The organism is Microvirga sesbaniae, assembly GCF_025460805.1.
Classification (GTDB): domain Bacteria; phylum Pseudomonadota; class Alphaproteobacteria; order Rhizobiales; family Beijerinckiaceae; genus Microvirga; species Microvirga sesbaniae.
The window spans coordinates 69,642-89,130 of record NZ_JAMXFJ010000005.1; the positions used below are offsets into that span (position 1 = coordinate 69,642).

Sequence of the window (19,489 nt, forward strand, 5' to 3'; positions counted from 1 at the left end):
GCAAGCCCCGGACGCGGACAGACACATCACGAAGAAGGGCACTCACTGCGGTCACACTGTCTGAAAGTGAGCATGGGTCAGCCGCAGCAGGCTGACGAACCCGGTCTCCGGGTCCGTCCACGAGCCATGCTCGAGGAGGCCATCGACCGTGATCGTCGCGTTCGACTGAACGAAGGTCTGCTTCTCGTCGAGATAGACGACCACGATGTCGCTCGGCCAGTCGGCATCGGACGAACAGAAGGGACACAGCGCCATCGGCATCTTCGTCAGGACGAAGAAGGCGGCTTCCGCCTTTAGAGGTGGCGCCATGAACCCCTTCATGAGCACGCGCCTGCCGCTCAGTTGCTTGACCCGGTCGGAGACGGTCATGCCCAGGACGCCGACCGAACCGTAAAGTTGTTCGAATGTCAGTTCCGGCGACCCGGCCTTCGCTCCCGGCGACAGGAGAGCGGCCCCTATCCCGATCGTGAGAAAACGGCGTGTCATCATGGCATGTCCAAATCAGCAGGATCAACAACCGAGCGGGATCGGGGCGGCAGGATCGCCGCCCCGATCCGGACTCTCACTTCTGCGCCTTTTGCTGGACCGGCGTCCGGCCCAGGGCGAGCGCATCGGCCATCACGCGAAACACGTCCGTGTTCTCCATGTAGCCGTGGAGCATCTCCGCGCCGGGTCCCTGTGCCTGAAGGACGACGTCGTCGACCGCGTGAACGCCCGTATCCGCGTCCTTGGGCAGATTTCCGACACGGAGCACGGCTCCCGGCACGTTCTTGTAGGCCTCGTTCGCCACGTACTGCTTCTTCTCGTTCTGAACGGCCGGCACGAACGGGTCGTCCAGCTTCGGGCGGAACGTCTCGTAATAGTCCGGGAAATTGTTGGCGAACATCGCCAACCGACGGGAGACGTCCACACGGTCCGGATAGCCGTCCTTGTCGGCATCGGTGTAGTTCGGGAAGCCGGCCTCGGCATAGGTGCCGACTTTCTCGCGCATCTCGTCGCCGGGCTTGTCGTCGTTGATCGTGCCGATGATCGAGGTGCCGTGGGTGTGGTCGCCCGTCACGATGATGAGGGTGTCGGGATTCGACTTGGCGAACGCCTGCGCAACCGCGACTGCCTTGTCGAACTCGATCGTGTCGACGAGCGCGCGCTCCCAATCGAGCGGGTGGGACATCTTGTCGATCGGTGCTCCTTCGACCATCAGGAAGAAGCCCTCCGGGTTCTTCGAGAGAACCGACAGAGCGGCCTGCATCATCTCGACCGTGCCGGGCTGGTTCGGGAACTTGCCCACCGTGCCCTTCTTGAGGAACTTGCGATCCAGGGTCACGTCCATGTTGCCGGGATGGAAGAGCCCAAGGAGCTTGCCGGCGTTGGACTCGCGGGCTGCCTTGGTCATTTCCTCCTCGGTCGTGGCCACGGCATAGCCGGCGTCCCTGAACTTCGCGACGTAGTCGATGTCATCCTTGCGCTTGGAGCCAGGGGTGGACTTCGGCAGGAAGTAGGCCGACCCGCCCCCGAGGATGAACTCGGGCTTCACATTGAAGAGATCGGCCATCAACTCGGCCTTGTCGGCGCGGCGGCGGGTATGGCCAACCACGGCAGCGGGGGTTGCATCCTGCAGCTCGGCGCCCGACACGATGCCCACGGACATTGTGGTGTTGCGCCGGATGATTTCCGCAATCGTCTCCTGCTTGGGATGCTCGAGCGAGCTCTTCGCGCGGCTCGCATACACGCCGAGCGCGTTCACCGCGGACTTATGGCCCGTCATGTAGGAGCTCATGGTGTTGGCGCTGTCGGCCGCGATCGAGTCCGTCGACGAGGTGCCGATGAAGGCCATCGCCGGCAGGTCATCCATGGCAAGACGGCCGTTGGCCTTGCCTTCGGTGTTGCCCTTGGACATGATGCGGGCGCCGGTGCGGTGGGCCACGGAGAGGCCGTCGCCCAGCAGGAAGATGACGTTCTTCGCGCGCCTCTCGGCGGGTGTCCCGAAGATGGACCAATTGACCTTCTTGCTCACGTCCCCGGCGGAGACCTCGACGACATAATCGCCCGGCTTGGCGACGGCAGCGTCGCGGATGATCAGCGACGAGACGTCGGCGCCATCCTCCTTCTCGATGTAGGTGAAGGACGAGCCGAGCATTTTCTCGGCATCCTCGCCGTTGATCGTGACCTTGATGTCCTTCTGAGGCACGACCTTCGGGAGTTCGACCTTGAAGTCGAACTTCGCACCGGAGAGGATCGTCGCCCGGTCGATCGGGTACACGGCCTGGGCGTGGGCGATGCCCGGAACGGCCACGGCAGCCAGCAATGCCAATAATGTGTGCTTCATCGGGAGCCCTCGCGCCTGATTGCGGAAGATGGAAACAATTGCTTCACGCTGCTGCATCTCACCTTGCCAAAGGGCAGCGGCGTCGCTTCGCGGCATAAGGCGATCACATGTCAGCCAGATGACAGGGCGGTTGAAGAGCCCTCGCGAAAGCCCCTGCGCCGCGACCTGGTACACCTCTCCACGATGAACGGCCGGGAATCTGGTGCCGGGGACCGACGGGTTACCGGGATGTCATAGGCTTATGGATAGATGCCGCTCGCTTTCGGGGGATCGGATCGTGCACAAGCCCGTTCAGAAAGCCCTTCTGCGCCACCTCCGCGAACAAGGAGAGCCAACGGGCGCACTCCTGATCACCGTCCGTGATGGGCAGCCGCAGGTGACGGGTCTCATCCATGAGGCCGATCAGGCCGCCGAGGCCGTGATCACGGCCGTGATAGCCGCCATCCATGAACCGGACGCTGCCGCGGGGAACGGGGACTCGATAGGCCCCTGTGCCGGACGAGCGTGACAGGTGTCGCAACCGATCGGTCCGTCGAAGGATTGTCAGGATCGCCAGTAGGGTTCGAGCGACGCGAGCTTCTGATAATGTTCCGTCGCATCGGTCAGGAGGCTGTCCACCCGAGTCATCTGCTCCCAATGGATGACGTCGGCTATGGGAGACGCGTCCATATGGCCCCCCACGGCGATATCGTTGAGCTCTCCCAATGTCTCCTGGAGCGCCTCGAGGGCGCTCAAGGCCTTCCGCTTCCTCTTCTTCGCGCCGCCGCCTTTGAACAGGCTGTCGAAGAACTCGGTTGCATACCGAAGCTTCTTGATTTCGATTCGCACCTGATGGCGCTCGTCGGGGTCCAGTTCGACCAGGTGCCTGCCGCGCTTGATGATCTTTTTCCACCGTCGTCCGAGTTCCTCGTCGGCCAGCATCGCGACAGGCTGGTCTCGAAGCTTGCGGGCGGCCTTGCCACTGCCCTCGCGCCATTCCCCGGCCTCGATCCAGGCGGCCGTCTTCAGGACACCTGTGATGAAGCGAGGCGATGAGACCGCCTCCTGGGCGACCTCGTAGGCGCGGTCACGCCGCTTCTGGTACTCAGCGAGAAGGCTCTGGTAGCTCAGGTCCGTGCCGTACCGATCCCGTGCGGGCTCGAGGACCGTGGCGATGTAGACGTCGAGGTCGCGCGCTTCACCCAGTACATTGGCCATCCATTTGAGCTCGGCCCGGATCGGATCCCGCCGCACATCCTCGACGACGGCCTTGAACAGGGTCATGGCGGCCCGGAGCCGCCGCAATGCGACCCGCATCTGATGGACGGCGTCGGCCTCCGGCACACGCCGGACGATCGCCTCGTTGGCCATCAGGTGCTGGAGGCAGGACACAGCGATGACTTGGAAGGCCGCGGCGCTCGTCATCTTGCGCTTGAGGACCACAGGGGCCGCCTTGATCCGTGTCGGCTGCTCGCCCGAGGCCGCCTCGTAGCCACGCTCGGCCTTGGTCTTGAAGCTCAAGCGCAGAGGCGCCGCCGTCGAGAGCGACAGAGCGAGCTGGAACAGCTCGGCCGCTGTCCCATCCTTGAGTTCAAGCTCCAGTTCCCCGAAGGACGTCGTCCGTTCGCTTCCCTGTATCGTGCTGCTGTCGGCAGCAACCTCAATCACGCTATCCGCATACGCAATGTCGCGGAGCTTCCGTTCCGTGGTCACATGGAAGACCGGTGCGATCCTGTCGCTGTGCTCAAGGAACGGTTCGAGGGCAGTGCCTTTCGCGAGGGCGTAGTCGGGGCTGTCGCTCTCGACGTCGTGTTCCCACTCGCTCCGAGCCACGGCGACGCTGCTCGGCCGCCGAGCGGCCTTGATGGTCTGGATGCGCTGCTCTCCATCGCGTCTGACCCTGAGCGAGATCCCAGCCTGCCTCAGAGCATGATCCGGCGTATCGAAATAGGTCGAGTGGAGGGTCTGCGATCTGGCGCCGTGAGACCTTTCGGCGAGGAGCGGATGAGCCAGCACCGTCTCGAGCTCAGAAGGCGCAACCTCCAGCTTCAACTCGATTTCCTGGGGAGGGCTCGGTCTGGATCGCATGGGTCATCTCAGGATCTATCACTGAGGTTCGGAACGTCAAGCTATCAGAGCGGTTCCACGACGAGCGGGACCTAGGGAGAGCCGCCGGGCCATGGTCCGGCAGAGAGCCTTTCATCCCACACGCATATCCTCCCGGCGGTTCGGAGCCCTGCCGTTCAGATAGAGCGATGACGGCTCTCTCACGGAGATGCTCGTGACGACACACGGCCGTGAAGGAGGAGGCCGAGGACACGCATGGAGAGGAAGCCGCGGTGGCCAGCGACCTGCTGCGCAGCTTGAAGCAACGGGCGGACCAGGCCGATCGCATGCAGGCGGACATGGAGACCGGGTCACAACGGCTCGAGACCCAGCTGCGCCTGCGGCTGATCGCGGTCGAAGCGGCCCGCGCCAAGCTTCTCGCCGATCACACGCACGACCTCGACACGGACGCCGTGAGCACATTCGTTGCGGAGCTCGATCTGGAAGAGCAGCGGATCAGAACGGCCCTTGGCGAGGCGTGATGAACATTGTCGAGCGCCTCTGTTCCGGCAGGGTGCCCCCAGTGTTCAAGAGCCGGAACAACGCAGGCGCCCATGAGTTCAGCTGACGTGGCGCATCCTGGCAGACGACCCTTCCACGTCGCCCTTCACGAACAAGCCGACACGCCACGTTCAGCACGGAGTTGACCATGTCCCGCAACGGAGCCGATGTTCTGGTCGAGAGCTTGATTGCCTGGGGCGTCAACGTGGTGTTCGGGATGCCGGGAGACGGCATCAACGGGGTGATGGAATCGATCCGGACCCGGTCCGATCGCATCCGCTTCATTCAGGTCAGGCATGAGGAATCCGCCGCCTTCATGGCCTGTGCCTATGCCAAGTTAACAGGCAAGCTCGGCTGCTGCCTCGCCACGACGGGCCCTGGCGGCATTCACCTGCTCAACGGCCTCTACGATGCCAAGTTCGACCGGGCGCCCGTCCTGGCGATCACGGGATTGCCCTATCACGATCTCATCGACACCTTCACGCAGCAGGATGTCGATCATACGAAGCTGTTTCAGGATGTCGCTCTCTACACGGCCCGGATCATGAGCCCCATGCAGGTGGAGAGCACGGTCGAGCTCGCCTGCCGCATGGCGCTTGCTCACCGGGGTGTGGCGCATGTGGCGATTCCCGTGGACGTGCAGGAGGAGCCGGAGGCCGAGACGAAGCCCTCGGATCGCAACGTTCCGCACCATGCGTCCTTCGCGCAGACGCAATCGATCGGAATTCCCGCACCGGACGCCGTCGCCCGTGCGGCGGAGATTCTGAACGCGGGGCGAAGGATCGCGATCCTGGCGGGACAAGGAGCTTATCACGCGCGGGACGAACTGGTCCGCACGGCGGAGCTCCTCGGTGCTCCCATCGTCAAGGCGCTGCTCGGCAAGGCCGTGGTGCCCGACGATCATCCGCTGACGACGGGCGGCATCGGACTTCTGGGCACGAGGCCGTCTCAGGAGGCCTTCGAGCAGTGCGACACGCTCCTCATCGTCGGTTCGACCTTTCCCTACATGGAATACTACCCCAAGCCTGAGCAGGCCCGCGGCGTACAGGTCGACCGGGACCCGACCCGCATCGGCCTTCGTTTTCCGGTCGAGGTCGGGCTCGTCGGCGACGCGCGCGCCACTCTCGAGATGCTCAATGCGAAGCTCGCCCGCAAGGATGATCGCAGCTTCCTGGAACAGGCCCAGGAGGGCATGGCCGAGTGGCGACGTCTCCTTCACGATGCGGTCGAGAAGAACGAGCCGCCGATGAAGCCCGGCCGCGTCGCCCGCGACCTGAACGAACGTCTCGCCGACGACGCCATCGTCACGTGGGATTCGGGCCACAACACCGGTCTTCTCGCCCGCTACGTCGAGGCGCGCGCCGACCAGATGTTCATAGGCTCCGGTCTCCTGGCCTCCATGGGCTGCGGGATTCCCTACGCGGTCGCGGCCGCGCTGGCGTTTCCGGGCCGACAGGTGGTGGCTTTCGTGGGCGATGGCGGCTTGAGCATGCTGCTCGGCGAGCTCGCGACCGTGGTCCGCTACGGACTTCCGATCAAGATCGTGGTGGTGAAGAACAACACTCTCGGCCAGATCAAATGGGAGCAGATGATGTTCCTCGGGAATCCCGAATACGAATGCGACCTCACACCGATCGACTTCGTGAAGGTCGCCGAGGGCTTCGGCATTCGCAGCTTCCGCATCGAGGATCCGGCGCAGTCGGGCTCAATTCTCGATCAGGCGCTCGCCGAGCGCGCTCCGGCGCTGGTGGAGGCGGTCGTCGATCCCAATGATCCGCTCCTGCCGCCCAAGCGCATGGAGAAATATGCAAAGAACCTGGACAAGGCTCTGCAGAGCGGAACGCCGGGCCGCGATGAAATCAAGCGGGCCCTGGAGGAAGAACCGGCTCGCACGATGCTGCGAGGCTGAACTCGCCGCACGGCATAGGACGCGCGGCTTGATGTGGAACGACGAGAGCCCCGCCCAGTTGACGGGCCATGGGAGATGTGCGCGGCACCTCCCCTCCACGACAGTGCACAGGAGGTCTCATGCGCTACGCTCCACACCCCGCGACGCTTCTGCTCGCAATCGCTCTCGCATCATCGACGAGTCTCGGCTCCGCGATGGCTCAGCAATCGCCAGCGCAGCAGCCCTTCGAACAGGTTGCGACCTTCGACCATCAGGTCACGGGCGTGGCCGTTTCGCAGGACGGCCGGATCTTCGTGAATTTTCCGCGCTGGACCGAGGATTCTCCTGTCTCGGTGGCCGAGGTGATGAAGGACGGTTCTCTCAAGCCGTATCCGGATCAAGCCTGGAACGAATGGCGCAATGCCAGGAAGGACGAGATGGCGCCGCAGGACCATTGGGTCTGCGTGCAGAGCGTGGTGGCCGACAGTCAGGGCAACCTTTGGGTGCTCGATCCGGCCGCCCCGGCGCAGGACAAGGTGGTCGCGGGGGGTCCGAAGCTCGTGAAGATCGACCTGAAGACGAACCAGCCGAGTCAGACCATCTCGTTCACCGAGGAGGTCGCGCCGCAAGGATCCTATCTCAACGACGTGCGCTTCTCTCCCGACGGGCGTCACGCCTATCTCACGGATTCCGGTGTGAAGGGCGCTCTCATCGTTGTCGATCTGCAGAGCGGCAAGGCCCGTCGCGTGCTCGACGGCCATCCCAGCACTCAGGTCGAGAAGGACGTGCAGGTGAAGGCGGATGGTCAAGTGCTGCGCCGTCCCGATGGGCGTGGCGTCGAGTTCGCCGCCGATGGCATCGCCCTGACCCCGGACGGGCGGCATCTTTACTGGCAGGCGATCAAGGGCAAGACGCTCTACCGCATTGCGACCGACACTCTGGAGAATGCCCAAGCCTCCGACCGCGATGTTGCCGCCAAGGTCGAGACCATAGGCGAGAATGGTGTCGCGGACGGCCTGCTCATCACGCGCCGCGGGGACCGGATGATCGTCACGGCACCGGAAGACGATGCCCTGAAGGTGCGGGTTCTGAGCGGCGCTCAGGGCAGCCGCCCGACGATCCTGGTCCAGGACAAGCAGCTCCGCTGGCCGGACAGCCTCGCCGAAGGGCCGGACGGCACGCTCTACTTCACGACCTCGCGCATCCAGGACTCGGCCACCTACAAGCCCGATGCCCCCAAAAGCCTGCCGACCCAGCTCTGGCGCATGAAGCTCGACAGCGCCGAAGCGACTGGTTCCCTCACCTCTCCGGCGCAGCCGCAGCAGTAGCGCCCGTTTCGCAAGGACCACGACGATGGCTCAGGATTTTCCCAAACCACCCTTCCCCGATCAGAAGCAGCCCACGCCCGGCTCCAGCGGCGCCATGGATCCGCAGCCCGACTATGGCGAGGACAGCTACAAGGGCTCCGGACGGCTGGCCGACAAGAAGGCGATCATCACCGGGGGCGACAGCGGTATCGGGCGTGCCGTCGCTCTCGCCTATGCCCGCGAGGGCGCTGACGTGCTGATCAGCTATTACAACGAGGAGGAGGATGCCCGCGAGGCTCAGCGCCTTGTGGAGTCGGCCGGTCGCAAGGCCGTGCTCATGCCCGGCGACATCAAGGATCCGGCCCATTGCCGCGCCATTGTCGACCGCGCGGTGAGGGAGTTCGGCCGCATCGATATCCTGGTCAACAACGCGGCCCATCAGGCCTCGTTCACCTCCATCGAGGAGATCAGCGACGAGGAATGGGACGTTACCTTCCGCACCAACATCCATGCGATGTTCTATCTCTGCAAGGCCGCAGTGCCGCACATGCCGGAAGGCAGCGCGATCATCAACACCACCTCGGTCAACGCCGACACGCCGAGCCCGCAGCTCCTGGCCTATGCCACCACCAAGGGAGCCATCCAGAACTTCACAGGCGGCCTGGCGCAGCTGCTCGCCGAGAAGAACATCCGCGTGAACTGCGTGGCTCCAGGTCCCATATGGACCCCTCTCATCCCGTCCACCATGCCGTCGGAGAAGGTGAAGGAATTCGGCTCGCAGGTGCCGATGAAGCGTCCCGGGCAGCCGAGAGAGCTGGCTTCCGCCTATGTCATGCTGGCGGATCCGGATTCGAGCTATGTCTCGGGGGCCACCATTGCAGTGACCGGCGGCAAGCCGATCCTCTAGATTTGCAGAGCATGCAGCTCGGTCGCCGTGCCGACATCCCGGAGAATGGATGGGCTCTTCACGGGCCATTCCACCACTCCCGGACGGTCGCGCAGGTTCCGGCCCGCTCCAGCATCGCCTGACAGCTCCCGGATGCGCCCCTGCAAGGATCAATGATCGTGACGGCAAGGCCGAGCCCTGCCGCCATGGGGGCGAGTGCCTGGCTCACATGAACCGCCCCGACGACGAGGAGCTTGATGGGCGGAATCTGCACGTTCGCAAAGAACTGTCGTCCTTCCTGCTCGACGAGACCGCTCTTGCGAAGGTCGAGGTGCTCCTCGAGGCGCCGGCGCACGGGATCGTCCGCGATGTCCGTCTCACGGACGAGGCGCTGGCGTCTGGTGTCGACCTCCGTGATCAGGACAGCCGCACGACGGGCGGCGCTCTCCTCGGTCCATCCCGATCGACACGACCTATCCGAGCAGCTTGTCGATGGTGATCGGGTATTCCCGGACGCGCTTTCCCGTGGCGTGAAAGATCGCGTTTCCGATCGCCGCGGCGGTTCCGACGACGCCGATCTCGCCCACGCCCTTGATGCCGAGAGGGTTCAGCTTCTCCTCGTGCTCGGACACGAAGATCACCTCGATGTGGTGGATGTCCGCGTTCACCGGGACGTGGTACTCGGCGAGGTTGTGGTTCATGAAGCGCCCGAGGTCGTGGTCGAGCATGGATTCCTCTTCCAGCGCCATGCCGATTCCGAACACGACGCCGCCAATGATCTGGCTGCGCGCCGTCTTGGGGTTCAGGATCGTCCCGGCCGCGACCGCATTGACGATCCTGGTCACCCGGATGATGCCCAGTTCCTCGTCGACCCTGACCTCCGCGAAGATCGCGGAATGCGAGTAGCCGGAATAGCGCATGTTCGTCAGCATGCCGGGACTGGCCTTTTCCTCCGCCTCGATCCTGTCGACTCCGCCGGCCTGCATGGCCTGCGCAAAGGTGACGGAGGCGCCGGGATCGCTCATCAGCCGGATTCGCCCGTCAGCGAACATCACCTGCTCGATGCTGGCATTGGCCAGCGGCGAATCGTCCATCTGGCGGGCATGCTTGAAAAGCTGTTCCCGGACCGACTGGCAGGCCTTCTGCACGGCGGACCCCGACGAGGCGGCTGTCCATGATCCGCCCTGGACAGGCGATTTCGGCAGGCTGGAATCCCCGATCCTTGCGGTCACCGCCGCCATCGGGAGACCCAGGGTCTCCGCCGCGATCTGAGTCAGGATCGTGTAGGTGCCGGTGCCGATATCGGTGGTCGCGGTGGCGACTTCGAGCTTGCCGTCGCGGGTCAGGACCGCGCGCGCGGCGGTCTTCTGCATGATGGCTTCCCATACCCCTGTCGCCATGCCCCAGCCGACGAGTTCGCGTCCCTCGCGCATGGAGCGCGGCTCGGGGTTGCGCTTGGCCCAGCCGAAACGCTCGGCCCCCACCTGGTAGCAGGCCCTGAGCTCCTTGCTCGTGAAGGTCTTCTTGTCGGCCTCGTCCACCTCGGCATAGTTCCGCAGGCGCAGCTCGATGGGATCGACGCCGGTGGCATAGGCCAGTTCGTCCATGGCGGTTTCGATGGCCGCGACCCCGATGGCCGCCCCTGGCGCACGCATGTCGATGGGGGTGTAGGTGTCGACCTGCGCCAGCTTGTAAGTCAGCTTGACGTTGTCGCAATGGTAGAGGAGGTTCGCCCAGTTCACGACGACCTCCTGATAATCCTCGAAGGGGGAGGTGGTCTGGATGGCATCGTGCATGATGGATACGAGTGTCCCATCCGGGTTCGCTCCGAGCGAGATCGTCTGGATCGTCAGGGGCCGGTAGCCGAAGGTGAACATCTGGTCGCGGGTCAGGACCACGCGGACCGAGCGCTTGAGCTCGAGCGCCGCCATGACGGCCAGGAACAGCTGGTATTGTGGACGCAGGCCGGATCCGAAGGCTCCGCCGATGAAGGGCGACACCACGTGAACTTGGCCACTGGAGAGGCCGAAGACACTCGACACGTAGCTCTGGCTGTTCTGGGCTCCTTGCGTCTTGTCGTGGATGGTGAGCGAGCCGTCCTCCCCGTAAACGACCGTCGAGGCATGGGGCTCCATCGGATTGTGGTGCTCGATGGCGACCCGGTATTCCCCATGGACCTTCACCGGGGCCTGCGCAAAGGCTCCCTCGGCATCGCCCCGCGGGCTTGGCGGCGCCTTGACGCCCGAGCGCTTCTTCGGCGGCACATAGGCCTCGCTCCGCCTGAGATCGAGATCGGTCATGTGGGCGTCGGTTTCGTACGCGACCCGCACGAGAGAAGCCGCATGGGCGGCAAGCTCGAACGACTCGGCGACCACCAGGGCGACCGGCTGGCCGCTATAGATCACCTTGTCGTCATAAAGCGGCCGGAAGGGCGATCCGGGTGGGGCCGTCTCGTCCCGGAACTTATGGTCGAACCAGGCCGTCCGGGGCCGGTTCTCGTGCGTGAAGACCTGCAGCACGCCCGGCACGGCGAGCGCCTCCGACGGGTCGATCGACGCGATCCGCCCCTTGGCGATGGCGCCCGAGACCACGATCCCATAGGCGAGATCCGGCGCGTCGAATTCCGCCGCGTATTTCGCCTCGCCTGTGACCTTGGCGCGTCCGTCCACACGGTTCTGAGGGGTGCCGATGTAAGCGTTCGCCTGCTGCATGGCCCTGCCCTCACTTGATCCGCTTGTCGGTTTGAGACTGGGGTGTTCCGGCCGCAGCCTGCGAGAGGGCGCGAACGATCGCGCGTCTGGCGAGATCGATCTTGAACGCGTTGTCCTCGTGGCCCTTGGCATCCTTCAGGATGTGGTCGGCAACCGCAATGAAGCGGTCGCGGGTGGCCGGCCGTCCGTGCAGGAGGGCTTCCGCCTCGGGATCGCGCCAGGGCTTGTGTGCGACCCCGCCGAGGGCAAGCCTCGCCTCGGCGACAGCGTCTCCCTCCATGCGGAGGGCGACGGCGACGGACACGAGCGCGAAGGCATAGGAAAGGCGGTCGCGCAGCTTGAGATAGGTGTAGTGGCGGCTGAAATCCGCCGGCGGGAGCTCGACGGCCGTGATGATCTCCCCGTGCCGCAGGTTGGTGTCGATCTCGGGCCGGTCGCCCGGCAGGCGGTGGAAATCGGATATCGGAATCGCCCGCTCGCCATCGGGCCCCGCCACGTGGACCATGGCCTCCAGGGCCGCCAGCGCGACCGCCATGTCGGACGGATGCGTGGCGATGCAGTGCTCGCTGGTGCCCAGAATCGCGTGGATGCGGTTGCGGCCGGTGATCGCCGGGCAGCCCGTGCCCGGCTCGCGCTTGTTGCAGGGCGTGCCGGGGTCGTAGAAATAGTAGCAGCGGGTCCGCTGCAGGAGATTGCCACCGGTCGTCGCGGCGTTGCGGAGCTGCGGCGAGGCTCCGGCCAGGATGGCGCTGGAGAGAAGCGGGTAGCGGTCCTTGATGCGCGGATCGTAGGCGGCGGCGTCGTTGGTCACCAGGGCGCCGATCCGCAGGCCGCCGCCGTCTGTCTCGGCGATCCGATCGAGCGGAAGCCGTGTGATGTCGATCAGCCGTTCCGGCCGCTCCACGTTGTACTTCATCAGATCGATGAGATTGGTGCCGCCGGCGATGAAGCGGACCGTCGGATCGGCCGCGGCCTCCCGGACGGCTTCATCGACACTTGAGGCCCGCAGGTAGGAAAATCGGTTCATCGCCCGGCCTCCCCGTCAGCCCCGATCACCTGCTCGATGGCGTCGACGATGTTCGTGTAGGCTCCGCAGCGGCAGATGTTGCCGCTCATGAGTTCGCGGATCTCGTCGCGGGTGCGTGCCCGTCCCTCCTCGATGAGGGCGACGCCCGAGCAGATCTGCCCGGGCGTGCAGTAGCCGCATTGAAAGGCATCGTGATCGATGAAGGCCTGCTGCAGGGGATGCAGGTCCCCACCCTGCGCCAAGCCCTCGATCGTGGTGATGCGTGCCCCGTCCTTCATGACCGCGAAGGCCATGCAGGAGTTGATCCGCCGGCCGTCGACGATCACCGTGCAGGCGCCGCATTGTCCGTGATCGCAGCCCTTCTTGGTGCCGGTCAGGCCGAGATGATCCCGGAGCAGGTCGAGCAGAACCGTCCAGGGCAGCACGTCCAGCTGCCGGGTTTCGCCGTTGATTGTCAGGGTGACGGACATCGCCTCCGGCAGAGGCGCGCTTGACTGGCTTGCGCTCACCCTGGGCCTCCTTCGAAATGAAAAGCGATCGTTCAGGCCAGGACGGATCGGGCTGAGGCGATAGCGGCCGCAGGGACGACGGCCGTCCGCAGCCACCTTTCAACGATTCAAATCTGCTCGGGTTCCTGGTGAGCGCGCCGACCGTGCGACGCGGCGGATATCAGCGCTCTGGCGCATCCGTCGCGAGCGTCATGATTCGGGGAAGAGCACGCCGTCCACGATCTCGAGACCGATCTCCTCACCCTGACGGAGGCTCGTCGCCAGAGGAACCTCGACCTCGAGCTTCGCCCCATCGGCGCGCAGGACCTCGATCCGCCGCATGGACCCGAGCCGTCGAACCCCGCTGATGGTGCCCGTCTGGTGCCCCTGGCCGGGAGCCGTCGGCTTCAGATGCCAGGGGCGGCAATAGAGCTGGAACGGGCTGCCTTGGGATCTCGAAGCGGCGACCGGCACGGGCTTTCCACGGACCAGCACCCGTCCGTCGCGGATGTCCGCCGGGAACCGGGCGGCCTGGCCGAGAAACGTCATGACAAACGGTGTCGCGGGATGATCCTGCACGTCGTCGGGACTGCCGACCTGCTCCAGCCGCCCCTGATTGAGGACTGCAACCCGGTCCGCCAGCTCGAGGGCCTCGTCCTGATCGTGCGTGACGAAGACCGTGGTCTTTCCAGTGCGCTCGTGGATGTCGCGCAGCCACGCACGGAGGTCCTTGCGGACCTTGGCGTCGAGGGCGCCGAACGGCTCGTCGAGCAGCAGGACGCGCGGCTCGACGGCCAGCGCGCGGGCCAGGGCGACCCGCTGGCGCTGACCGCCGGAGAGCTGCGACGGGAACCGGCTCTCATAGCCCGACAGCTGGACCAGATCGAGCAGTTCCGAGGTGCGGCGGCGGATCTCGGCCCTGGACGGGCGACTCGCCCGCGTGCGCACACGCAGCCCGTAGGCGATGTTGTCGGCGACGCTCATGTGCTTGAACAGAGCATAATGCTGGAAGACGAAACCGACCTGACGCTTCTGCACCGGCAGCGTGGTGGCATCCAGGCCGCCGAAGAAGACCTGCCCGCGATCCGCCTCCACCAATCCCGCGATGATGCGCAGGAGCGTGGTCTTTCCGGAGCCCGACGGCCCGAGCAGCGCCAGGAGTTCTCCAGGCCGGACGGCGAGGTCGATGTCGTGGAGCGCGGCCGCGCCTGCGAACGCCTTCGTCACGCCGGCGACCCGGATGCCCACGGCCTGCCCCTGATCAGCGGTGCGCGCCGCCGGCGAGATCGGCTCCGTGACGCCACTCGAGGACAGACTTGAGCGCCAATGTGAGGAGGGCGAGACATGCGAGGAGCGAGGCGACGGCAAAGGCCGCAACGAAGTTGTACTCATTGTAGAGAATCTCCACATGGAGCGGGATGGTGTTGGTCAGGCCGCGGATATGTCCCGAGACGACGGACACGGCGCCGAACTCGCCCATGGCGCGGGCATTGCAGAGCAGGACGCCATAGAGCAGTCCCCATCTGATGTTGGGCAGCGTCACGGTGAGGAAGGTGCGCCAGCCGCTCGCGCCCAGAGTCAGGGCGGCCTCCTCTTCCGCGGTGCCCTGCTCCTGCATGAGCGGGATGAGCTGCCGCGCCACGAAGGGAAACGTCACGAAGATGGTGGCCAGCACGATGCCCGGCAGCGCGAAGGCGACCTTGACGCCATGCGCCATGAGCCAGGATCCCCACAGCCCCTGAGCGCCGAAGAGGAGCAGGTAGATGAGGCCGGAGACGACCGGCGAGACGGAGAACGGCAGGTCGATCAGGGTGATCAGCAGGCTCTTGCCCTTGAACTCGAACTTGGCAATGGCCCAGGAGGCCGCGAGGCCGAAGATGACGTTCGCCGGAACGGAGATCGCCGCGACCGTCAGGGTGAGCCTGATCGCCGCTTGCGCGTCAGCCTCCTGAAGGGCCGCGAGGTAGCCGCCCCATCCACGACGGAACGCTTCCACGAACACGACGGCGAGCGGAAGGATCACGAACAGGAACAGGAAGGCGAGCGCGACCGCGATGGTCAGCCGCCGCACCCAGCGTCGCTCCGTCACGACCGGGACGGACGGGGAAGGCGGCGCGAGATGAACGGCGATCGCGTCAGACATATCCGAACCTCTTCCGGCTCCAGGCTTGAAGCAGGTTGATCACCAGAAGCGCCGTAAACGAGATCGCCAGCATGATCGTCGCGATCACCGTCGCGCCGGTATAATCGTATTCGGACAGCTTGATGACGATCAGCAGCGGGGCGATCTCCGACACGTAGGGCAGGTTCCCCGCGATGAAGATCACCGAGCCGTATTCGCCCACCGCGCGGGCGAAGGCGAGCGCGAATCCGGTCAGGACCCCAGGCAGGAGCGGCGGCAGCAGAATGCTCCACACGGTCCGCCACCGGGATGCCCCGAGGAGTGCCGAAGCCTCCTCCAGCTCGCGCTCGATGTCGGCGATGAGAGGCTGGACCGTCCGGACCGCGAAGGGCAGCCCGATGAACACCAGGGCGACGAAGATGCCGAGGGGCGTATAGGCTACCTTGAGGCCGAGAGGCTCGAGGAAGGAGCCCACCCACCCGTTCGGCGCATAGAGGGCCGCCAGCGCGATGCCGGCCACCGCGGTTGGAAGGGCGAAGGGCAGATCGACGATCGCATCGACGATCCTGCGGCCGGGAAAGTCGTACCGGGTGAGGGCCCAGGCGACCAGGAGCCCGAACAGGGACGCCACGGCGGCTGCGACGAGCGAGATGCTGAAGCTCGTCCAGAGCGCGGCCGCCACCCGGGGCTCGACGGCGACCGCGATGATGCCGGACAGGCCGATCCCCGACGCCTTGGCGATGAGCGCGCCGAGCGGAAGCAGCACGAGGAGCCCGAGATAGAGCAGAGTGTAGCCGAGCGTGATGCCGAAGCCCGGCATCACGCTCGCTCGTTTCAGTGGCAGGAGGGTGCCGGACCGCATGGATCAACGCTTGCTGATCTGATCGAAGAGCCCGCCCGAGTCGAAATTGTTCTTCTGGATGTCGTCCCAATTGCCCTGCAGGGACTCGATGGTGAACAGCTTCAGGTTCGGCAGGGCCGCGAGGTCCTCCGGCTTGGCCGCCTCGGCCTTGCTCGGACGGTAATGGTGCTTGGCGAAGATCGCCTGCGCCTTGTCGGAATACAGGAACTTGAGGTAGCCCTCCGCGACTTTGCGCGTGCCTTTGGCGTCCACGTTCGCATCGACGAGCGCCACCGGCGGCTCCGCGAGAATCGACAGGGTCGGGACCACGATCTCGAACTTGTCGCGACCGAACTCGTCGAGCACCAGGAAGGCCTCGTTCTCCCAGGCCGGCAGCACGTCGCCGAGGCCGCGCTGGGCGAAGGTGACGGTCGATCCGCGGGCGCCGGTATCGAGCACGGGCACGTTCCTGTAGAGCGCGGTGACGAAGTCCTTGGCCTTGTCGGCGCTCCCGTCCTTCGCGTGGGAATAGCCCCAGGCGGCAAGGAAGTTCCAACGTCCGCCGGCAGATGTCTTCGGATTCGGCGTGATGACCTGGATGCCCGGCTTCACCAGATCGTCCCAGTCTTTGATGCCTTTCGGATTCCCCTTGCGGACCAGGAACACGACGGTCGATGTGTACGGCAGTGAACTGTTGGGCAGCCTGCTGCGCCAGTCCGCCGGAATTTTCTTGGTGGCCTTGGCGATCGCGTCGATGTCGGAGGGAATGCCGAGGGTCACCACGTCGGCGTCGATTCCGTCGATCACCGTGCGGGCCTGCGCGCCCGATCCGCCGTGCGACGCGCGGACGTTCACCGCCTCGCCGGTCTGCGCCTTCCACTCGTCCGCGAAGGCCTGGTTGATCTCGCGGTAGAGTTCGCGGGTCGGATCGTACGACACGTTCAGCAGCTGCGTCTGCGCCGACGCCGCGCCGGACAGGGTCAGAAGGCTGGCGCCGATCACCAGCGCCGCAACGACGGATCGCAGCGGCGAGAGCCTGCTCTCACCGGCGACATCCAAGAACCTGCCTTGCAAGAATCTGCTTTGCACGTGACCCTCCTGGGCTTTGACCGCGGCAGCACGACCTGTGACACGTCGGACCGACGCCCCGTCTGGAACGAAGCAAAGAACTATCCGTTAAAAAGAACGATTGTCAAATGGAGCGCGGCGCCGTTTGCGCAATCGCGAGCGCAATGAGACCTCTGATGCGCTTCGGATCCGGACGGCCGGGGAATTCTATTTCGACCTGACAAGTCTTTCGAAGGAAAATCATTCTGACTTGCGCCTATGGGCCGCAGGATCATTCTTATTTTATTCGCCTTCGCCGAAGCAGGCATTTTCTTGTCTGTCGTGGGCCGGAACTATGCTCTCTGAGAACGTTCTGCTAAGAAGCCCGCCTGCCGGAGATGAATATTACCCTTAAGGGCTGTTCTTTAAAAAGAACATTTTGATTGACTCCTGCCCTCGCCGGAACAACACTTCCTTCGTGCCGGCCGGTGCGTGTCCTCGCGCCGGCCGGTCCGCCACCGTCTCGTCAGGCACTGAGGTCGTTTCGACCCTCATGCCGGATCCAGGAGGGTTTGTAAGATGCTTCTTGGGAACGACCGCGAATCGGCAGCGCGCACGGGATCGGAAGACTGAGACTGCACCCTGCTTTGTAGACTTGACGATCAGCCAACAGATGCATAGCGCAGAAGGAATCCCGCGATGACACTTCAAATCGGACAGACCGCCCCGGACTTCGAAACGGTCACCACAGATGGCCCCATTCGCTTCCATGAGTGGATTGGCGATTCCTGGGCGGTGCTGTTCTCGCATCCGAAGAATTTCACGCCGGTCTGCACCACGGAACTCGGCGAGGTCGCCCGCCTCAAGCCCGAGTTCGACCGCCGCGGCGTGAAGGTGATCGGCTTTTCCGTCGACCCGGTCGCGAAGCACGCGGCTTGGGCGCGCGACATCGAGGAGACGCAAGGGGCCGCCGTCAATTACCCGATCATCGGCGACCAGGACCTCACGATCTCCAAGCTCTATGGTATGCTGCCGGCTCAGGCGGGCGACACGGCGGAGGGGCGGACGGCCGCCGACAACCAGACGGTTCGCAACGTCTTCATCATCGGCCCGGACAAGAAGATCAAGCTCGTCCTGGTCTATCCCATGACCACGGGCCGCAACTTCGACGAGGTGCTGCGGGTCATCGATTCCCTCCAGCTCACGGCAAAGCATCGGGTGGCGACGCCGGCGAACTGGAAGCAGGGCGAGGACGTCATCATCGCGGGCTCGGTCTCGGACGAAGAGGCCAAGAGCCTCTATCCGGGCGGCTGGAAGGCGCCCAAGCCCTATCTGCGCATCGTGCCGCAGCCCAAGGCGAACTGATCCCCGTCCCCCCGCTCGGCCTCCGTTGACCATGACCATGTCACCGCTCGTCTCCGTCGAATGGCTCGCCGGCCGTCTCGATGACCCATCGATTCTGATCGTGGATATCCGGTCGACGGAGAGCGGCGGCCGGGCATCCTTCGAGGCGGGGCATATCCCCGGCGCCGTTCACAGCGATTACGCGGCCGACGGCTGGCGTATCGCTGCAGGAGGCGCCGGCGGCCTTCTGCCTGATGCCGCGCACTTGTCCGGCCTGCTGAGCCGCATCGGCCTCGCACCCGCGCGTCACGCGATCATCGTCTCGGCCGGGGAGGCTCCGTCCGACTTCAGCGCGGCGGCCCGGGTCTTCTGGACCTTGAAGGCCGCGGGCCATGAACGGGTCTCGATCCTCGATGGCGGCTACAGGGCCTGGCACGACAGCCGCAAGGCCATCGAAAAGGGCGCTCATTCGGCAACGGCGAGCGCCCCTTACCCGGTCCGGCTCGACGAAGGCTCGAGAGCCAGAATCGATGCCGTCGAGACGGCCCTTGCGCGCAGTGCCGCGACACTGCTCGACGGGCGCTCGCAGGCGCAGTTCAATGGGCGGGAGAAAAGTCCGCAAGTCGCCCGCGCCGGGCGCCTGCCGGGCGCCATCCATCGGGATCAGGTGGAAGCCTTCCACCCGGGCACGGGACGGCTGCGCCCCATCGCCGAACTCGAACGGCTCTTCGGCGACATCCCGCCCGGACCGGTGATCAGCTACTGCAACACCGGTCACCTCGCCTCGACCAACTGGTTCGTCCTCTCGGCGTTGCTCGGGCGCCCCGACGTCAGGCTCTACGACGGCTCGATGTCGGAATGGACGCAGGAATCCGGCAGGCCCGTCGCGACGGATCCGGACCTCCGCCGATAGCCG

17 protein-coding genes are annotated in these 19,489 nt (G+C 65.1%); 6 read left to right on the plus strand and 11 right to left on the minus strand.

What is annotated here, in order from left to right; all coding sequences use genetic code 11:
* Positions 1-51 precede the first annotated feature (51 nt).
* From OCW50_RS10025 to OCW50_RS10035, 3 genes are all read right to left on the minus strand, one after another.
* Positions 52-486: a hypothetical protein gene (locus tag OCW50_RS10025; RefSeq protein ID WP_262297382.1), complete on the minus strand. Its 435-nt coding sequence runs from the start codon at positions 484-486 to the stop codon at positions 52-54.
* A gap of 76 nt (positions 487-562) precedes the next feature.
* A complete protein-coding gene (locus OCW50_RS10030) occupies positions 563-2,326 on the minus strand; it encodes an alkaline phosphatase (RefSeq protein ID WP_262297383.1) in 1,764 nt (587 codons plus the stop codon).
* A gap of 543 nt (positions 2,327-2,869) precedes the next feature.
* The gene (locus OCW50_RS10035; protein ID WP_262297384.1) at positions 2,870-4,393 is read right to left on the minus strand and encodes a CYTH and CHAD domain-containing protein; all 1,524 of its coding nucleotides are present in this window, start codon (positions 4,391-4,393) and stop codon (positions 2,870-2,872) included.
* 209 nt (positions 4,394-4,602) lie between these two features.
* Between OCW50_RS10035 and OCW50_RS10040 the strand changes: the two genes are divergently transcribed.
* The 4 genes from OCW50_RS10040 to OCW50_RS10055 all read left to right on the plus strand — a co-directional run bounded on the left by OCW50_RS10040 (position 4,603) and on the right by OCW50_RS10055 (position 9,014).
* Complete coding sequence (locus OCW50_RS10040; protein ID WP_262297385.1) at positions 4,603-4,893, plus strand: hypothetical protein; 291 nt, start codon at positions 4,603-4,605, stop codon at positions 4,891-4,893.
* 167 nt (positions 4,894-5,060) lie between these two features.
* Positions 5,061-6,821 (plus strand): thiamine pyrophosphate-dependent enzyme, encoded by a 1,761-nt coding sequence (locus OCW50_RS10045; protein WP_262297386.1) that lies wholly within the window; start codon positions 5,061-5,063, stop codon positions 6,819-6,821.
* Positions 6,822-6,940: 119 nt separating this feature from the next.
* Positions 6,941-8,128 carry an SMP-30/gluconolactonase/LRE family protein gene (locus tag OCW50_RS10050; protein WP_262297387.1) on the plus strand — a complete coding sequence of 396 codons (1,188 nt, stop codon included), beginning with the start codon at positions 6,941-6,943 and terminating at the stop codon, positions 8,126-8,128.
* 25 nt (positions 8,129-8,153) lie between these two features.
* Complete coding sequence (locus tag OCW50_RS10055; protein WP_262297388.1) at positions 8,154-9,014, plus strand: glucose 1-dehydrogenase; 861 nt, start codon at positions 8,154-8,156, stop codon at positions 9,012-9,014.
* Between the two features lie 58 nt (positions 9,015-9,072).
* On the opposite strand, the gene OCW50_RS10060 is transcribed toward OCW50_RS10055, so the two are convergent.
* The 8 genes from OCW50_RS10060 to OCW50_RS10095 all read right to left on the minus strand — a co-directional run bounded on the left by OCW50_RS10060 (position 9,073) and on the right by OCW50_RS10095 (position 17,208).
* Positions 9,073-9,348: a Rossmann-fold NAD(P)-binding domain-containing protein gene (locus tag OCW50_RS10060; protein WP_262297389.1), complete on the minus strand. Its 276-nt coding sequence runs from the start codon at positions 9,346-9,348 to the stop codon at positions 9,073-9,075.
* A 118-nt stretch (positions 9,349-9,466) separates the two neighbouring features.
* Entirely contained in the window at positions 9,467-11,704 is a 2,238-nt protein-coding gene (locus OCW50_RS10065; RefSeq protein WP_262297390.1) for a xanthine dehydrogenase family protein molybdopterin-binding subunit, read from the minus strand.
* A gap of 10 nt (positions 11,705-11,714) precedes the next feature.
* Positions 11,715-12,731: an FAD binding domain-containing protein gene (locus tag OCW50_RS10070; protein ID WP_262297391.1), complete on the minus strand. Its 1,017-nt coding sequence runs from the start codon at positions 12,729-12,731 to the stop codon at positions 11,715-11,717.
* The gene (locus OCW50_RS10075) at positions 12,728-13,201 is read right to left on the minus strand and encodes a (2Fe-2S)-binding protein (protein ID WP_262269408.1); all 474 of its coding nucleotides are present in this window, start codon (positions 13,199-13,201) and stop codon (positions 12,728-12,730) included. Before OCW50_RS10075 ends, OCW50_RS10070 begins: the two co-directional genes overlap by 4 nt.
* Before the next feature lie 228 nt (positions 13,202-13,429).
* Positions 13,430-14,506 (minus strand): sulfate/molybdate ABC transporter ATP-binding protein, encoded by a 1,077-nt coding sequence (locus tag OCW50_RS10080; protein WP_373371368.1) that lies wholly within the window; start codon positions 14,504-14,506, stop codon positions 13,430-13,432.
* Positions 14,481-15,362 carry a sulfate ABC transporter permease subunit CysW gene (gene cysW, locus OCW50_RS10085; protein ID WP_262297393.1) on the minus strand — a complete coding sequence of 294 codons (882 nt, stop codon included), beginning with the start codon at positions 15,360-15,362 and terminating at the stop codon, positions 14,481-14,483. The genes OCW50_RS10080 and cysW overlap by 26 nt, the downstream gene beginning before the upstream one ends.
* Positions 15,355-16,203 (minus strand): sulfate ABC transporter permease subunit CysT, encoded by an 849-nt coding sequence (gene cysT, locus OCW50_RS10090; protein WP_262269337.1) that lies wholly within the window; start codon positions 16,201-16,203, stop codon positions 15,355-15,357. Before cysT ends, cysW begins: the two co-directional genes overlap by 8 nt.
* 3 nt (positions 16,204-16,206) lie before the next feature.
* Entirely contained in the window at positions 16,207-17,208 is a 1,002-nt protein-coding gene (locus OCW50_RS10095) for a sulfate ABC transporter substrate-binding protein (protein WP_315974415.1), read from the minus strand.
* Between the two features lie 720 nt (positions 17,209-17,928).
* Between OCW50_RS10095 and OCW50_RS10100 the strand changes: the two genes are divergently transcribed.
* Together OCW50_RS10100 and OCW50_RS10105 are read left to right on the plus strand one after the other, a co-directional pair.
* Positions 17,929-18,594: a peroxiredoxin gene (locus tag OCW50_RS10100; RefSeq protein ID WP_262269336.1), complete on the plus strand. Its 666-nt coding sequence runs from the start codon at positions 17,929-17,931 to the stop codon at positions 18,592-18,594.
* Positions 18,595-18,631: 37 nt separating this feature from the next.
* Positions 18,632-19,486, plus strand: coding sequence for a sulfurtransferase (locus OCW50_RS10105; RefSeq protein ID WP_262297394.1), 855 nt, complete (start codon positions 18,632-18,634; stop codon positions 19,484-19,486).
* The last annotated feature ends 3 nt before the right edge of the window (positions 19,487-19,489 follow it).

What these genes read in the sequence shown, in the direction of transcription:
- OCW50_RS10045 (WP_262297386.1), top strand. Translation starts at nt 5,061, where the DNA reads ATGTCCCGCAACGGAGCCGATGTTCTGGTCGAGAGCTTGATTGCCTGG.
- OCW50_RS10105 (WP_262297394.1), top strand. Translation starts at nt 18,632, where the DNA reads ATGTCACCGCTCGTCTCCGTCGAATGGCTCGCCGGCCGTCTCGATGAC.
- OCW50_RS10035 (WP_262297384.1), bottom strand. Translation starts at nt 4,393, where the DNA reads ATGCGATCCAGACCGAGCCCTCCCCAGGAAATCGAGTTGAAGCTGGAG.
- OCW50_RS10025 (WP_262297382.1), bottom strand. Translation starts at nt 486, where the DNA reads ATGACACGCCGTTTTCTCACGATCGGGATAGGGGCCGCTCTCCTGTCG.
- OCW50_RS10070 (WP_262297391.1), bottom strand. Translation starts at nt 12,731, where the DNA reads ATGAACCGATTTTCCTACCTGCGGGCCTCAAGTGTCGATGAAGCCGTC.
- OCW50_RS10100 (WP_262269336.1), top strand. Translation starts at nt 17,929, where the DNA reads ATGACACTTCAAATCGGACAGACCGCCCCGGACTTCGAAACGGTCACC.
- cysT (WP_262269337.1), bottom strand. Translation starts at nt 16,203, where the DNA reads ATGCGGTCCGGCACCCTCCTGCCACTGAAACGAGCGAGCGTGATGCCG.
- OCW50_RS10055 (WP_262297388.1), top strand. Translation starts at nt 8,154, where the DNA reads ATGGCTCAGGATTTTCCCAAACCACCCTTCCCCGATCAGAAGCAGCCC.
- OCW50_RS10050 (WP_262297387.1), top strand. Translation starts at nt 6,941, where the DNA reads ATGCGCTACGCTCCACACCCCGCGACGCTTCTGCTCGCAATCGCTCTC.
- cysW (WP_262297393.1), bottom strand. Translation starts at nt 15,362, where the DNA reads ATGTCTGACGCGATCGCCGTTCATCTCGCGCCGCCTTCCCCGTCCGTC.
- OCW50_RS10065 (WP_262297390.1), bottom strand. Translation starts at nt 11,704, where the DNA reads ATGCAGCAGGCGAACGCTTACATCGGCACCCCTCAGAACCGTGTGGAC.
- OCW50_RS10030 (WP_262297383.1), bottom strand. Translation starts at nt 2,326, where the DNA reads ATGAAGCACACATTATTGGCATTGCTGGCTGCCGTGGCCGTTCCGGGC.
- OCW50_RS10075 (WP_262269408.1), bottom strand. Translation starts at nt 13,201, where the DNA reads ATGTCCGTCACCCTGACAATCAACGGCGAAACCCGGCAGCTGGACGTG.